Genomic DNA, 17492 nt, shown 5'->3' with positions numbered 1-17492 from the left:
GCATCTTTAATCATCTTTATTCAATAAAAGGTAAGCCATAGAAGATTACCGGTCTTATGTAATTATGCTTATACTTTTTACACCTCTGATTCTACTACAGTTGCTATTGATTGAATGTAGCCCCAAGGGCTCATGTCCTTTTGCGATTATCTAAACTCGAAAAATTTATATTGGTTTTATTGTTTAGGATAAGACCGGCTCGAAAAAACGGTTAACTAAATCGAATACCATTAATATATTCCGGGAATCCGTTATCACTGGTCCAATAATTTATATACTTTGTAAAGGCGTATCAACTTTTTGTATTTGCTCGGGTGCTATTTATAGTTCGATATCTTTTAATGAAGTCAAATAAAAAAAAGGAGGTGAAGATAAGAAATTAAATTAACGGGAGGTCATATCTTTTAAAAAACTTAACTTTTAGGAGGAAAGACATGAGTAAGAGAAGATGGGGCGAAGCAGTCTTGTGTATGTTTGTGGTGCTAATCATGGTGGGAAGTTTCTCATCAAATGCAGCTGCACAAATGTCTACCGGTTTTCATGGTTTTTTTGAATCCAGTTTTGTTTTACGTGATACAACCGGTATTCAGAACGGTTTTTTCGATCAAGCAGAAGGAGTTCAACAGCGAAATACATTAAAGTTTGATATTGATGTTGACCCAAACATGAGTTGGGGTCCTATTGCGGTACAAAAAATCCATCTGACCTTTCGTGGCGCATATGATTCCATTTTTGATCTTCGTGCAAATGAATATGACATCAAGGATAATATGGGTGCTTCCAGATTTGATTATGGCTTGGAAGACATCAGATTCGAAGCTGATTTAAGGGAAGCCTTTATAGATATTTCATATAAAGGTCCTCTTGGAAGAGGCTTCTTCAGACCGGGAAGACAAATCGTTTCCTGGGGCGAGGGCATGCTCGAAACACTTAATGATGTTATCAACCCGCCGGATAATTCCTTCAATTTGTTTTTTCAGAATCCTGATGATGTTAAGACCCCTCTTTGGATGGGCCGGCTTAATTACAGCCTGCCCTCCACCATGACTAATCTTGCCCTTAATTTTGATTTCTTGTTGATTCCGGACATCAGACCTACTCAGTTCGGGCCTCTTGACACATTAGCAAATTCTACATCTGAGGGTCAATTGGAAGCTCCATATGCAAAAATATTGCCGTTTGCCGATAATAGGGGGGTTACAAAATTTCGGTATGACGTTCCCACCGACAATAATGAATACGGAGCCAAGGTATCTGCACAAATCGGAGACAGACTCAACCTTTCTTTTGTATATTTCAGAGATGTAGTTAATGAACCAGGCGTGGTAATGAAGGATTATAAAGTCGGAGCAATCCCGGTATTCCCACTTAGTTTGCAACCAACACCAACAACAGCATCGCTGACATATAATAAACAACATGTTTACGGTGGTTTTTTCAGCTACCAGTTGTTGATGTTTGGCATGGAAGCAATTGTAAGAGGTGAAGTTTCACATTATACTGCCTATCCTATAAGTCTTCCAAGATCAGAATATATAACGGAAAAGAATGCAGCCGGGTTCCCTGTTGCACAATACACATTTGAATACAGACCAGTCACAAAGACAATGCTTGCGATTGACAAGGATCTGCGCTTGAGGTGGCTTTCTAAAGATCTGACGAAAGTTTCAGTAGAATGGATACATAAAACTATTAATGAATGGGATAACTATTTAGGCGAATCACATTATAGTCCTTATTATGAAGGTACCACACTGTATTGGGACAATAATAATGTAATGGGAACCAATGCATCACATAGAAATAAAATGTTAAGATACGACCGCAGAAATATGAGAGAACAGGATGTGTTTATGCTTCAGATCATGACCTATTGGTGGGCATCCAAGCTTAACCCAATGCTAATAGTAGCAGTTAATCCCGGAAAACATGGTGAAGGCACTACATATATGATTAAACCTTCAATCAAGTGGTATATTACCTCCACTCTTTATACCGATCTTAAAATGCAGGCCTTTCTCGGAGACAAGGATGCCTGCTATGGTTTTGCTGATGGTATAGAAACCAGTGAGGTAACTTTAAAACTGGGATATGAATGGTAAGCCGTTATTTGATTGCCGTAAAGTTGTTTAAACAGATGTTATAAACATTGTCAGGCAATACTTGAAATAACAACAGTTTTTTGAATTTGCGAAAAAGCAAAGGAGGAAAAAGTGAAAATAAGAATTATGCGATTTTTTAACCGGACAGGATTACCGTTCATTACACTGCTTGTTTTTCTCTTGGGTATTGGTGGTACTTTGCAGGCTGCGGATTTACCCAAGTTGATAGACAAGTCTAACTGCGCTCAATACAAAGATTTACTTATTCCACCTTTATACAGGGCGGTTGAAAGGGGAGGCTGGGTTGTTACGCCTGGTAAGATAAACTTTATTTACAAGCATCCGGATGACTTTCTTGCTGCAAGCGCTAAAAATGCAGGAAAATATGACATTGACTCTGCTGGTAATTTAATCGAAAAGAGCACAGGGAAAATTGCAACAACTAATTTTTACGGCATGCCTTTTCCGAAGATTGACCGTAATGATCCCAGGGTGGCAGATAAGATTATATGGAATTTCAATTATCAGAAATATCGTTTAATAGGGACACGTCTAAATTCTTATGTTGCGTGGATTAACAAAACCGAACAGGAACGTTATTTAGAAGGATTTGATGTACGCCTTTATATGATGGGAAGGCCTCTGGGCACAGAAATAAAAAATCCTAAAAATGTTCTTACATATGAATTACAGAATGCTCTGGAGCCGATGAGTCTTAAGGGCACAAATACCATGTCCTACGTCTTTATAGACGAAAGGGATAATACCAACTATGCTTATGTGCCTGCTATCAGAAGAATACGTCAAACAGGATCAACAGCCAGGTCCGACCCATATATGGGCTCTGATGCATGGGTTGATATGAGTTACATGTGGAGCGGTAAAAACAGTACCATGAAATGGACGCTGGTGGGAGAAAAGACTATCCTTGTCAGTTTTACCAGCCCAAACATGCTTCCAATGAAGGATTTGCCGGATGGAAGCGTTCAACCTGTATACCCTTACAGCGGTACACGCTTGAAATTAGGTTTTGAAGTTCCGGGATGGACGGGTGATGCATGGGCTCCGGCTCCGGGCACGCTTACCTATATTCCAAGAAAAGTTTGGGTTATAGAACAGATGCCTAAAGATTCGTATTATAACTGGGGATTGCATATAAACTATGTTGATCAGGAAACTTATACAATATGGTATAAGGAGGTATATGACAAGGCAGGCGCATTCCATACCTGGGTTAGCATGTTGTTGCACTACAGTGAATCGCCCAGCGGCAAGACCAGCACAGCAGATTATGATACTTCGCTCTATGTTGATGAGATATATAAACACGCAACATGGTCAGGCCGTAGGGGTAATCCTGAAGCACGCATGTTCTTACCTGCGTCCAAGATGAATCCTGACTATTTTACAGTAAATAATTTCTTAATGTTGTCTAAATAAGTCTGATTTTGAAATCATTTATAATGTTTTTAACATAAAATATATGGCGAGGTGAGCCACTTTCAAAACGTTTCAGTTTGGTCAAGCTCAAGGCGGGAGAAAATTTCAACCACAGGAATGCATTGAGTATTTCGAGGATTAAAATTTGAGCCCAACGCTTAAGATCGGCCAAAATGGGGCGTTTTGAAACTGGCTCAGGTGATTTGTCCGGATGATTAAGTTAATTCTCCGTTCCTCCTTCTCTTCTCCGGGCAGGCCTCGCCATATTAATAGTAAAGATACTGCTTAATCGACTAATGCGGCCGTAGGGTTGGGTGATGGAAACTCTTAAAACATAACGAGAGGTGAATATGGGCACATCGAGCGTACCAACCGAAGGAGCTTTGCGCTTCACCGTGATAGCTAAGTATTAGAGAAAATTAGTCACTACAATTTCTGCTTTACTTCCTGTAATCAACACAAACGAAATCAACCTTACAAAATCCTGCATTATACATGATACGTGTTAACAGATAATAAATAGCAATTACAGAATATCACACCAGCAATTCTCGGTGAAATAATAAACTGCCTAAAATTTATCGTTCAAAACAAAACCTGAGATTATTTTTCGTAAAAGCAATCAGTTTATTTGGAATAATTGCATATTGCCAAAAACAGCCCAAATTTATCCGCCCCTTATTTGTATTGTTAAATTTCATGACTTTTGCTAATAATTTTTCTGTCTCTATCACAATCTTTCAGCAAACTTTTCTATATTCCTAAATCTGATGACCAAAAATTACATTCACCGAGAATTGCTGATATATACTATAACAAATTGATTTTTTATTAATTTCAAGATAATAGACAACTTAGTTTTAAAGTTTATGGGAGAAATAGCAGATGGCTTTGTATTTTCTGTAATACAGTTAGAGCTATTCACAGCACCAGAATTTCCCGATATTGACAGGATACTATTCAATATATTATTATCTTAATACTATAATCGGGTCATTTAAAACATTATTGTCAGCAAAGGGTAAAGTAAAAAGCAGAACTGGCATAGACCATGCTTTTTCCACATAACCCTAAGGTTTGCATAAAAGGTAGTTTTTTTCTATAGAATAGTTGTTCAACCGATAACGAATCAAAACTTCAGCCAAATATCATGAGGATTATCATGGAAATTGGTAACGATGCTAACTCTAATAAGACATTTGAAAGCTACCTGGACGAAATTGCGGACATTCTTGAAACAGTTCGCAAGCCATTTCTTATTATGGACTCCGACCTCAAGGTAATTTCTGCGAACCAGAGATTCTACGACACCTTCAATATTACCCCAGACCAAATTTTGCAGCATCATCTCTACTCGGCTTTGGATAATGAATGGGATATTCCCGCTCTTAGGCATTTGATTGACAATTGCTTCTCGAAAAAAGATAAGGGAGTGGATGACTATGAAATTGACCATACATTCCCCCGCTTGGGACATAAAATGTTGCGAGTAAACTCACGATGCACAACTCTTTCAACTTTAGACAAACAGGTCATTTTACTTTCCATTGAAGACTATACGAGACGGAAGCTACAAGAGCAAAAACTCCGCGAGTCTGAGGAACGCTTTCGGCGAATGTTTGAAACCTCTAACGACGGATTATTGCTCGTCAATAAAGAAACCGGAACCATAATCGATGTTAATCGGGCGCTTACTGAGTTGTTGGGTATAAATAAAGACGAGCTTCTTCAGAAAAAGATACAGAATGTGGGTATCGTCGAGAAGAACTGTGATTTACAAAAATTGCTGAAAAACCTTAGCGTCAAAGGTTTTTATACTTTTGATAATGTGTTGATAAACCTAAAAACATCAAAACCTTTTCCCGCTGAAATAACCTTCACTGACAAATCATCAGCCATTCAAGCTAATGTGCGTGACATATCCGCACGTATACATGATAAGGAGTTATTGCAAAAAAGTTTAAAAGAATGGCAAATAACCTTTAACGCTGTTCCAGACCTAATCATGATCATGGACAAGGATATGCGCATCACCAGGGCTAATGATGCCTGCACCCATTTTTTTTCCGCAGAGCCGGGAGGGCTTATAGGCCGTCATTGCTATGAAATCTTTAATGAGTTAGATGCACCTTGCCCCGATTGTCCGGTTCATGACACCCTTCAGGGACTCAAAGTCCATTCCAATATTATTATCCATAAATTCCTTGGGAAAACATTTCTTGTCTCGATCGCACCTATTCTAGGCGAAAATGGCGTGCTGGTTTCGTTGATTCATGTTGCCAGAGATATCACCGACCTTAAAAAACTGGAACATCAGCTCCAACAGACCCAGAAAATGGAGGCCATCGGTACCCTGGCCGGTGGAATAGCTCACGACTTCAACAACATCCTTACTCCTATTCTGGGTTATGCGGAGATGGCGATTGGGAGTGAATCTCCAGACAGCCCAATCATTGCTGATCTGCAACAGGTTCTTATTGCTGCAGAACGGGCCAAGGAACTGGTTAAACAAATTTTAACATTCAGCCGTCGACCTGAGGGAGAACCCAAACCGCTGAAAATCCAATTTGCACTTAAGGAGACGCTTAAACTCTTGCGCTCCTCAATCCCATCTAATATTGAAATAAGAGAAAACATTGATCAGAATTGTGATGCCATTATGGCTGATCCGATCCATATCCATCAGATATTGATGAACCTGTGCACGAATGCCTACCAAACCATGTTAAAGACCGGAGGAATATTGGGGTTTTCGCTTGCCGGAGTGGAACTTGGACCTCAAGATTTGGTAAATAAGTTTGAACTGATGCCAGGACCATATGTAATGCTTGAGGTTAGTGACTCCGGGCCAGGCATCCCCAGGGAAGTAATTGATAAAATATTTGAGCCTTATTTCACGACTAAAGATAAGAGCGGAGGAACAGGCCTGGGTTTGGCTGTTGTTCATAGTATTGTCAATAACTACAAAGGCGCTATCACGGTTTATAGTGAACTAGGAAAAGGCTCTGTTTTTCGGGTATATTTTCCTGTTATTGAAGTTGAGCCATTTCCAATAAAACCAGAAACTCCTTCCAAACCGTTAATTGGAGGATCAGAGCTGATTCTTATATTAGATGACGAAGAAATAATAGTTCGAATGGAGGAGGAAATGCTACGAAGTTTGGGCTACAAGGTTTTTACCTTCACCGACTGTGAAGTCGCCCTTAAGGTATTTCGCTCGCGACCGGATGACTTTGATTTGATTATCACCGATATGACAATGCCGAAAATGACCGGAGATCACTTTGCAAAAGAGGTGCTGAATATTAGGCCTAATATGTCAATAATTCTGTGTACTGGTTTTAATGAATTGATTTCAGAAAAAAAAGCTTACGAGTTGGGAATCCGAAAATATCTCACAAAGCCCATTCTTAAAAGAGAATTAGCGAATGCGGTGCGGCAGGTGCTTGATGCGAAATAAGGGGAGAGATTGTCTGCCAGCACCATGAACGGATGGATGGATCCGGTTACCCAAGGAAATTGACGGGTGATGACGTTCTCCTTGAGGTGCAAATTCTCGCTATTGCAGATGTGGTGAAAGCCCGGCGATTTTCCTGCAACTTTGTTGGCGCGGCTTATGCGGGTCATTACTTTCTTTCCATCCGTATTCCTCAATTCTAACAACAGCATCCTACTGAACAGTGGTAGGTGAATTGCAGTTTTTTCCGGGAAAAAATTGTTACATCGACAACTTCTTTGCTGTTTCTCAATTTAAGATATTTTTATATATCACAGTTTGATTGAAAATTATGTTGGGTAGAATATGTCTAACCATTTATTAAATAATACAAAGCAGGTAATTTTTCGTTTGTTTCTCTTCACTCAGTCACTTTCCTGCCGAAGGGGATGCCAAGTTTGCGCATTTTTGCACGAAGTGTTGAAGGATTTATTTGCAGAAGCTTTGCAGCGCCTTTTTCGCCCTCTATACGGCCACCAGTTATCTTTAATGTCTTTATAATTGCTTGTGAGTTTACTATTTCAAGACTGAAAGTACTTTCCATCTCAGGTACTGGTATCATGGTATTTGTTCGCTGTGTACTGTGTCCTATATTGTCAAAGGTAAGCGGTTGCTTTCTGTTGAGGATAAGAGAGCGCTCTACAGCATTTTGTACTTCCCTGACATTGCCGGGCCAGTTATAATTCATCAGTTTGTCAATAGCTCCCGGAGCGAGGGTAGGAACTTCTACAAAACCCATTTCCCGGTTCTTCTTCATCATGAAATATTGAACCAGTGCCGGAATATCGGCTCGCCGGTCACGAAGCGGAGGAATCACAATGGGAAAAACCTTGAGGCGGAAATAAAGATCCTCGCGGAACTTACCTTCCGCCAGCATGGTCTCCAGATTGCGGTGTGTGGCTGCGATAACGCGAATGTCAACCTTTATGGTCTCTGTTCCCCCAACCCGTTCAATTTCCTTCTCCTGGATCACCCGCAAGAGCTTGATCTGTGCCCCTGCCGTTAACTCACCGATCTCATCAAGAAAGATAGTTCCGCCCTGGGCCCGCTCGAAGCGGCCACGTTTCTGAATAAAAGCTCCTGTAAAGGCTCCCTTCTCATGTCCGAAAAGCTCACTGTCCATAAGGGATTCCGGGATAGCGCCACAATTTATCTTAATAAAGGGACCATTTCTGCGTAGCGACAGATTATGGATGGCTGTAGCTATTACTTCTTTCCCGGTTCCCGTTTCCCCCAGCAAAAGAACAGGGCTTGCCAGAGGAGCAACCTGATTGACCATTTCCATGACCTGCTTGAGGCCAAAATGTGCGCCAACGATCTCTTCTCCCGTTTGCTGCCGCAGCTCTTCCTGCAAATACCGGTTGTCATCCGTCAGGATTTCCTTGAGTCGCAAAACCTCCCGGTAACGCAGATAATTGGAAAGGGCCATAGCAAAGGGTTCATTCAAAAGCGAAAAAAGTCGTATATGTTTCTCGGAATACTTTTTACCGTCATTATTACCGATAAAAATGCCGGCGATAAAATCCCATTCAAGCTTTGGTCCGATCGCCATAAATGATGCATCATGATAGCCTATAATATCTGATATATATCCCATTAGTGGATGTTCAACTATTCGATCGACCACCAATACCTTAGGCCTCATCATTGGATTTATTTTCATTTCTTCGATTAGTTTTTTTGTTTCTGCCGTTGTGACACTTTTGATGGAGGTAAGTTCTCCTCCACTTGAATCCGCTTTTGCAATGATTTCTGCAATCTCGTGCACAGGATCATAAACAGCGATAAGCATGATATCCGCAGGGATATAGTCGCGTATAAACATAAAACAATCCCACAGTGATTTTTCGATTTCCAGACTGCTGCAAATCCGTAGCGTGGCTTCCCGGAAAAAATGGTTTTCATTTATTTTCATGGGGGTCTCCCATTATTGATGGATAAAAACTATTATATTACACAGTTTAGTATAGTACCCATAAAATGCAACAGATATAACTGTTATATTCCATAGGTAATGCTGGCGGCTTCGTTTAACTCTCTGTAATTATAAAGATAAAAATTGTGGCACGATTTAAGCTAAAGTAAAAAACTAAGATAAATTGAAATTAAACATTGATGCTTCTTTTCCAATCAGGGGGAAAGTGGAATTAACGCAAAAAGGAGAATCAGACTATGGAGAAAAACCCAAAATTATATTGGCCTGATGAAAAACACCATGGTTTTCGCCCTCAGCCGGGGGTAATGCAGTTGTGGTTTCATGATGGTATTTTTACTAACGGATATTCCATGCAGCTTATGTTTCATACTGCTCCCGCCAAGTCCAGTATTTGGCTTGATGTCTGTGAACCGGATGGAAAATTGACAAATGTAGTAACTTTTTTTGACACGGATACTATTACCGCAAAAACGGAATACTGTGATGTCAAGATGGGGGACAATTATGTATTCGGTAAATTCCCTAAATACGAGATGCATTTTCGTCATGAAAACATGGGCGCAGATTTTGTCTATGAATGCCTGACGCAACCTATTTTTGAACCACCCGACGGGGTTTATCAGGGAAGAGAGCAAGGCCCGCCAACACCATTATATTTTGGATATGCCGTTCGCCCCCGATGCCGTGTTACCGGCAAACTGATCATAGATGGTAAAGAAATCCCGGTAGAGGGAGAGGGCTATGGAGATCATGAATGGAAATACGCTCCTCCCGGTGAGTTTCAGCACCATTGCTGGTCCTGGGGAAAGGTATATCTTCCCCAGCACACATTTGTTTGGTGGGATGCGGTACTCAACCCTACCTTTGGTTTTCAAAGATGCAAGTGGCTTTGGTCTTTAAGCGGGGATAAGCTGTTTGAATATTCAAATCGTGCCGGCATGTATGTGGAATTAATCGACCTTGAATTGACGGAGTCAGGCGCCAGCCTGCCTAAAAAGATTGTTCTCAGTATTGATGAACCCAGGATTCAGGGGACGGCAACCTATAGCGTGAAGCACATAGTAAAAAACGTGCCTATTGACGCTTTTGGCAGCTTTAAAATTGATCCGGAGAAATGGAGAGGGCTAAGACATTATGCCCGGTTTATATCCGAATGTCACTCCGATTTTGAAATAGATGGCAAAAGGATTGTAGCGGACTCAATGGAATCCCATGAAGTGGGGTTATAATACTGGTTAAAAAGGAGGTTATTCATGCTTACCAAATACGATGAATTTCTTTGTCATCAGATCCCCTCCACCTTCGACCATGTGGTGGACAGTGGCGATAACTGGCGGGAAAATATCTGGTGTTGCGCATATGATATTTCCGGCAGGATTTATTTGAGTACCGTATTCGGAGTTTCGACCAATCGCAATGTAATGGATAGTTCCGGCTTGCTGACTATAGACGGTAAGACACAATATAACATCAGGGCATCGCGTGAAATGCGGCCCCGTAATGATGAAGTAAAGGTTGGCCCCCTTACCTACGAAGTAATTGAGGGAATGAAAACAGTTAAGTGGCTATTGGCGGAAAATGAGTACGGCATAAGTTGGGAAGTGGAATTCGAGGCCTGTATGCCTCCTCACGAGGAAAAGCCCCAATTTGCCCGCAGCCGTGGCCGGATGCAGGAAAACATGTACCGTTACGGGCAGACGGGACGTGCCAAAGGCTGGGTAAAAGTAGAGGGTAAAACCTATGACATCAAACCTGATACCTGGGTTGCACACAGGGACCATTCCTGGGGTCTGCGATGGCACGCTAACCTCCATGCAGAAGAGCAGGGTTTACAGCCTCCCGAACCGTTACCGGGCATCACATTCGATTGGAATATTCTTCAATTCGACAAGTGGTCTATCCTTTCAACACACCGGGAAGACTACCACGGTAAGCAATTGGATTTCAGTGGCGGTCTCTGCTATGCATACAATGACGCCAAGCCGGAGCTGAAACTGATCGGAGAAACAATAGAAATCGAGTTGGTGCCGGGTACTAAACGAATGAGAGCCGGGCGGGTTGTATATACGGCAGGCGACGGCTCAAAGATTGATATTTCCTTTCGTGTCGTAACGGTCATTTTCATACATGCAGGCGGCTATTGGCCTTACAAAGGATATCGCCTTGGAAGGTGGATGGGACCTGACTGGATCGAAGGGGAAAAGTTGGATATCACGGATACGGAAGTATTGAAGAACATTTCCGAGGGGCCCACCTATATGGTGGAATGCCGCTGTGGCAATGAGACCGGCACCGGGATGATCCAGTTTGGTATTCACGGAAAACATCATCGTTATGCGCCATAAAGGAGAATATCATGTCAAAAGATATGGACATAGAGGATATCCGGGTAAGACTAATGGACTGGTTTAAGAGCAAAATACCCCAGGCGAGCCAAATTTCGCTTTCACCTCTGAAAAAACCGGTTTCCGGACTTTCCAATCAGACTTTTTTTTTCGAACTCAGTTGGTGGGAAGCCGAGGTTATGCGGGTGGAAAATTTAGTTCTTCGCTGCGCCCCTACGGGTTTTTTGATGTTTCCCAAGTACGATATGAAAGAACAATTTATATTAATGAAGCATTTGGAGAAGACGGCTGTACCTGTTCCAAAGACGCGATGGCTGGAGGAGGATGAATCTGTAATCGGCATTCCTTTCTACATCGTGGCACAGGTTCAGGGATGGATTCCCGGTGACCATCCGCCCTACCATGTGGCAGGGCCCCTTTATGAGGCGAAACTGGAGGAAAGGGCCAGAATATGGTGGAAGGCCGTAGATACAATGGCCAAGATCCATACACTCGACTTGGAAGAGGTGGATCTTGGTTTTCTGGGGGTTCCCGGAGGTGGCGCAGACCCCATTGATCAGGAAATAGCATATTACGATAAAATGCTTGAGATGAATGAGGAGCCACCTCCACCTATACTGGAGCGTACCAGGGACTGGCTAAAAGAAAACATTTATGAACCCAGGTACGTTTCATTGTGTTGGGGTGATGCCAGGCTGGCTAACTTGATGTACCAAAGTGATGAGGTTGTAGCAGTACTGGACTGGGAAATGGCATTTCTTGGAGATCCGGAATCCGATCTGGGCTGGTTCATCCATATGGACTGGGCTACAAGCGAAGGACTACAGACCAAACCATCTCCTCGTCTTGAGGGGCTTCCGGGAGTAAAAGAAACTCTTGCCCACTATGAGCGGATAACAAATAGAAAAGTAGAGAATTTTTTCTATCATGAAGTATTTGCAACCTGGCGCATGGCAGTGGTTTACACCCGTTTGGCAAAACATCAAAGATTTATATCCAACTTTGCAAAAATCGATATTACCCGATCTCATTTTGAAAAACTAACGCGGCTATTGTCCCTGTAAGAGGCCGGATATGATCATGAACCGCAACAGCAAGCGGATCTTAAATCAATCAAAAGTTCTTACGGTTGCTGTGAAGTAATACTGTAAGACATGAGCATGCCCTGTTTTAAGATTGATATGATCTTAACATAGAGAAAAGTAATCACAGCAGCTATAGGAAAATAAGGAGGAAAAGAAAGATGAAGCATAAAAAGATATTCAAGTATTTTAAAATGTCATTATGTTCGTTATTAGTTCTGTTTTTATTTTGTGGTGCTGCTTTGGCGCTGGATTTGCCGAAAGTGATTGATAAGACTAACTGTAGTCAATTTAAAGACCTCCTCATTCCGGCCATGTACCGCGCAGTTGAAAGGGGTGATATGGTTGTTACGCCGGGAGCTATAAATTTTAAATATAAACTCTCAAACAGCTTTATTGATGCAAGTGCGAAAAATGCCGGAAAATTTGACATAAGTCCTGACGGTGATTTAGTCGAAAAAAGCACTGGGGAAATTCCATTATATAATATTTATGGTTTTCCTTTTCCAAGCATTGATCTTAAAGATCCCAAGGCAGGAAGTAAAATTATATTGAACTTTGATTTTCAGATATACCGTTTCATGGCCACAAGGTTGCGCAGGCCTATGTTATGGATAAATGAATCAGGGTTAGAACGTTATTCAGATGGTTTAGATCATCGTCTATATATGACAGGCAGACCGCCGGGGCAGGAAATAAAAAAGAATCCCGATCATGTTCTGAGATATGCATTTATAAGAGCTTTGGAGCCGATGTGTCTCAAGGGTACTAATATGATGTCCTACATTTATATGGACTCAAGGCAGGACAGCTCTTATGCCTTTGTTCCTGCAATTCGCAGGGTTCGACAAACCGGCTCAACCTCGAGGTCAGACCCATATATGGGTTCTGATGCATGGATGGATATGAACCAGGGCTGGAGTGGCAAAGACCGTTCAATGAATTGGAAGTATATTGGAGAAAAGACAGTACTTGTTCCTTTTACTAGTCCGAATATGATTCCTGTTGAGGAATTTCCGGATGGAAGGATTGCTCTAAAATATCCCTACACAGGCAGGTGCTTCAAATTGAATTATGAAATTCCGGGATTTAAGGGTGCTGCCTGGGCACCTGCAACAGGAGTTATAACCTATATTCCCAGAAAAGTTTGGATTGTTGAACAGATGCCAAAAGATCCATATTATAGTTGGGGGTTACACGTAAATTATATTGATCAGGAGACTTATACTATCTGGTATAAAGAGGTGTATGAAAAATCCGGCGAATTCCGGACATGGATGGCTAAATTTGTACATTATAGTGAGTCACCGACTGGTAAAAATACTACAGGAGATGTAGATAATCAGCTCTATGTAGATGAAAAAGCTCGGCATGCTACGATAACTAATTGCGCTAATAGTCCCGAGGCCTTTATTTATATGCCTGAATCAAAAATGAAGTCAAATTATTTTACCCTGGATAATCTTTTGCTATTGTCTAAGTAAAATATGGATATTCTAATGAGCCAGTTTCAAAACGCCCCATTTTGGCCGATCTCTGCGTTGGGTTCAAATTTCAATCCTCGAAATACTCTATGTATTCCTGTGGTTGAAATTTTCTCCCGCCTTGAGCTTGACCAAACTGAAACATTTTGAAAGTGGCTCTAATATCATCAAAAGGTAGAGGCTGTGTCTTTTTAAAAACATAAATTTTAGGAGAAAAGATATGAGTAAAAGAAGATTGGGTGAAGCAGTTGTCTTTGTTTTTGCCATTTTGGTAATATTGATTATTTTCTCTTTAAATGCATCTGCTGCAATGTCTACCAGTTTTCATGGGTTTTTTGAATCCGGTTTTGTTTTACGTGATGCAAATGGTCTTCAGTACGGCTTTTTCGATGAAGCATATGGAGTACAACAAAGAAATACTTTAAAATTCGATATTGATATTGATCCTAAAATGCAATGGGGGTCGTTTTCAGTAGAAAAATTACATCTAACGTTTCGTGGCGCTTATGATTCGATTTTTGATCTTGCTGCACAGAGATACGATATCAAAAATAATCTTGGTGCTTCAAGGTTTGATTACGGCTTAGAAGACGTAAGATTTGAAAGTGATTTAAGGGAAGCCTTTATAGATTTTTCTTATAGAGGTGATTTTGGAAACGGCTTTTTCAGGCCGGGAAGACAAATCGTTTCCTGGGGCGAGGGTCTGCTGGAAACACTTAATGATGTTATCAACCCGCCGGATACTTCTTTCAATTTATTTTTTCAGAATCCCGATGATGTTAAGACTCCTCTTTGGATGGGCCGGCTCAATTACAGTCTTCCAAAAATGACAAAAATCAGACTCAATTTTGATTTATTGTGGATTCCTGATATCAGGCCTACTCAATTCGGGCCTCTTGACACAGTAACCAATTATACATCTGAGGGTCAATTGCAAGCTCCATATGCAAGCATATTGCCGTTTGCCGATAATAAGGGGATTGCAAAATTCCGGTATAACGTTCCCACCAACAATAATGAATACGGAGCCAAGGTATCTGCATTAATCGGAGACAGACTCAACTTATCTTTTGTATATTTCAGAGATGTAGTTAATGAACCAAGCGTGATAATGAAGGATTTTGTACTCAACCCAACATTTTTTAATCTTCCGTTCCCATCAACAGCCGAGATGAATTATAACAAGCAACATGTTTACGGAGCTTATTTCAGTTACCAATTGTTGGCGTTTGGCTTGGAAGCTATCGTAAGAGGAGAGGTTTCCCGATATACGGCGTATCCTATAGGTCTTCCAAGATCAAGTTATTATTATAATGCAGCAGGAACTGAACAATATACATTTGAATATCATCCTGTTACAAAAACAATGCTTGCGATTGACAAGGATCTGCGCTTAAGGTGGCTTTCTAAAGATCTGACGAAAGTTTCAGTAGAATGGATTCATAAAACTATCAATGAATGGAATAACTATTTGAGCGATTCGCATTACGTTCCGCATTATGAAGGCACCACATTTGAAACAGCCAACCACAAAACACTCAGATACGACCGCAGAAATATGAGAGAACAAGATGTGTTCATGTTTCAAATCATGACCTATTGGTGGGCTTCCAGGCTTAATCCAATAATTATAGTAGCAGTTAATCCCGGAAAACATGGTGAAGGCAGTACGTATATGCTTAAACCTTCAATCAAGTGGTATCTTACCCCCCAGTTTTATACTGATCTGAAGCTTCAGGCCTTTTTTGGAGACAAGGATGCCTGCTACGGTTTTGGTGATGGTATAGAGACTAGTGAGGTAACCATAAGGATGGGATATGAATGGTAAGTGTTATACCAGTAACGATTTTTGGACTCGTCATTTTAATAAGCCATTGCAATATGTAAAACTGATTAAATTAATGGATTTTTCATTTAGTTCCTTTGGTGTTGGCATGGATACCGAGCTTACGCATTTTGGTTCGAAGTGTTGAAGGATTAATTTCCAGAATCTTTGCTGCGCCGTTTTCACCACCTACACGGCCATTGGACATTTGCAGGGCTTTTACAATCGCTTCTGACATTGTTTGTTCAAGACTGAAAGGGTTTTTCCCGTTACTCTCTGGTATTATTGCTTCTGTGCGGGGAATAATATCACCCAGACTATCGAAGGCCAGTGGTTGTTCCCTGCTGAGGATAAGGGCGTGCTCAACTGCATTTTGCAATTCCCGGACATTGCCGGGCCAGTTGTAGTTCATAAGTTTTTCAATTGCACCGGGTGCGAGGGTTGGGACCTTTAAAAAGCCCAGCTCTTGAGTCTTTTTCACCATAAAATATTGGATCAAAGCAGGAATATCGGCGCGTCGGTCACGCAGAGGCGAAATTACAATCGGAAAAACCCGTAGGCGGAAATATAGGTCTGTACGGAACTTGCCTTCTGCCAGCATGGTTTCCAGATTGCGGTGCGTAGCAGCAATAACCCGGATGTCAATCTTGATGGTTTCCGATCCGCCAACCCGTTCTATCTCCTTTTCCTGGATTACCCGCAAGAGTCTGATCTGTGCTCCTGGAGTTAACTCGCCGATCTCATCAAGAAAGATTGTGCCGCCATGGGCCCGCTCAAAGCGGCCGCGTTTCTGAGAAAGGGCTCCGGTAAATGAACCTTTCTCATGGCCAAATAGTTCGCTGTCCATAAGGGATTCAGGGATGGCACCGCAATTAACTTTAATAAATGGGCCGTTTCTTCTAAGCGACAGATTATGAATGGCTGTGGCTATGACCTCTTTTCCTGTTCCAGTTTCTCCCAACAAGAGAACAGGACTGGAAAGGGGCGCAACCTGGCCGACCTTTTCCATGACCTGCTTCAGACCGAAATGGGCGCCAACGATCTCTTCTCCTGCCTGCTGCAGTAACTCTTCCTGTAAGTACCGGTTGTCATCCGCAAGAACTTCTTTAAGCCGCAGTACTTCCCGGTAACGTAAATAATTGCTGAGTGCAATGGTAAAAGGTTCACTTAAAAGCGTAAATAATTGTACATGTTTTTCCGAGTATTTTTTACCTTTGTTATTACCGATAAGAATACCGGCAATAAAATCCCATTCCGGGTTTGGCCCGATTGCCATAAACGCGGCATCAGGGTGGCCAACAATATCGGACATTGGGCCCAAAATCGGATGATCGCCAATTCGGTTGGCCACCAATATCTTTGGTGTCATTTCAGGGTTTATTCGCAATTCCTCGATAAGCTTTTTAGTATCCGCCGGAGCAACAGTTTTGGCGGATATAAGTTTTCCTCCGCTTAAATCTGCTTTTGCAATGGTTTCCCCAATCCCGGTTTCCGGATCATAAATATCTATAAGTATTATATCTGCCGGGATATAGTCACGGATATAGATAAAGCAGTTCCATAGCGCTTTTTCGATCTCCAGACTACTGCAGATGCGCAGCGTAGCTTCCCGGAAAAAATAATTTTCATCTATCGGCATTAGTGTCTCCCATTATTTATGAACTCCAAAAAAGTCCGAATTTTGATAAGCAGTCAAAATAGATAGTCAAAATATAGCTTATTACAATCTGTAAAGCAATAAGCGCGAAATGCAACGCGTAAGGCGTTGCATACAATAACTTT

11 protein-coding genes are annotated in these 17492 nt (G+C 41.5%); 9 read left to right on the top strand and 2 right to left on the bottom strand.

Annotated features, from left to right (window positions below; translation table 11 throughout):
* Window positions 1-434: 434 nt before the first annotated feature.
* The 4 genes from KKC46_18855 to KKC46_18840 all read left to right on the top strand — a co-directional run bounded on the left by KKC46_18855 (window position 435) and on the right by KKC46_18840 (window position 7202).
* Window positions 435-2102: a hypothetical protein gene (locus KKC46_18855; GenBank protein ID MBU1055864.1), complete on the top strand. Its 1668-nt coding sequence runs from the start codon at window positions 435-437 to the stop codon at window positions 2100-2102.
* Between the two features lie 111 nt (window positions 2103-2213).
* Entirely contained in the window at window positions 2214-3542 is a 1329-nt protein-coding gene (locus KKC46_18850; protein ID MBU1055863.1) for a DUF1329 domain-containing protein, read from the top strand.
* Window positions 3543-4704: 1162 nt separating this feature from the next.
* Entirely contained in the window at window positions 4705-7002 is a 2298-nt protein-coding gene (locus KKC46_18845) for a PAS domain-containing protein (protein MBU1055862.1), read from the top strand.
* Window positions 7003-7034: 32 nt separating this feature from the next.
* Complete coding sequence (locus tag KKC46_18840) at window positions 7035-7202, top strand: hypothetical protein (protein MBU1055861.1); 168 nt, start codon at window positions 7035-7037, stop codon at window positions 7200-7202.
* 197 nt (window positions 7203-7399) lie between these two features.
* Here the strand turns inward: KKC46_18840 and KKC46_18835 are convergent, their stop codons facing one another.
* On the bottom strand, window positions 7400-8953 hold the full coding sequence (locus KKC46_18835; protein ID MBU1055860.1) for a sigma 54-interacting transcriptional regulator: 1554 nt from the start codon (window positions 8951-8953) through the stop codon (window positions 7400-7402).
* 257 nt (window positions 8954-9210) lie between these two features.
* Here KKC46_18835 and KKC46_18830 point away from each other — a divergent pair, with 257 nt between their 5' ends.
* From KKC46_18830 to KKC46_18810, 5 genes are all read left to right on the top strand, one after another.
* Window positions 9211-10203 (top strand): hypothetical protein, encoded by a 993-nt coding sequence (locus KKC46_18830; GenBank protein ID MBU1055859.1) that lies wholly within the window; start codon window positions 9211-9213, stop codon window positions 10201-10203.
* A gap of 24 nt (window positions 10204-10227) precedes the next feature.
* Window positions 10228-11319 carry a hypothetical protein gene (locus tag KKC46_18825; GenBank protein MBU1055858.1) on the top strand — a complete coding sequence of 364 codons (1092 nt, stop codon included), beginning with the start codon at window positions 10228-10230 and terminating at the stop codon, window positions 11317-11319.
* A gap of 11 nt (window positions 11320-11330) precedes the next feature.
* The gene (locus KKC46_18820) at window positions 11331-12383 is read left to right on the top strand and encodes a phosphotransferase family protein (GenBank protein ID MBU1055857.1); all 1053 of its coding nucleotides are present in this window, start codon (window positions 11331-11333) and stop codon (window positions 12381-12383) included.
* A 179-nt stretch (window positions 12384-12562) separates the two neighbouring features.
* A complete protein-coding gene (locus KKC46_18815; GenBank protein MBU1055856.1) occupies window positions 12563-13885 on the top strand; it encodes a DUF1329 domain-containing protein in 1323 nt (440 codons plus the stop codon).
* 220 nt (window positions 13886-14105) lie between these two features.
* The gene (locus KKC46_18810) at window positions 14106-15713 is read left to right on the top strand and encodes a hypothetical protein (protein MBU1055855.1); all 1608 of its coding nucleotides are present in this window, start codon (window positions 14106-14108) and stop codon (window positions 15711-15713) included.
* 82 nt (window positions 15714-15795) lie between these two features.
* Here KKC46_18810 and KKC46_18805 read toward each other — a convergent pair whose 3' ends face one another.
* The gene (locus tag KKC46_18805) at window positions 15796-17349 is read right to left on the bottom strand and encodes a sigma 54-interacting transcriptional regulator (protein MBU1055854.1); all 1554 of its coding nucleotides are present in this window, start codon (window positions 17347-17349) and stop codon (window positions 15796-15798) included.
* Window positions 17350-17492 lie beyond the last annotated feature (143 nt).

The sequence above is a fragment of the Pseudomonadota bacterium genome (genome assembly GCA_018817425.1).
In the GTDB taxonomy this organism is placed as follows: domain Bacteria; phylum Desulfobacterota; class Desulfobacteria; order Desulfobacterales; family RPRI01; genus RPRI01.
This window is presented reverse-complemented; position numbering and strand designations above follow the sequence as displayed.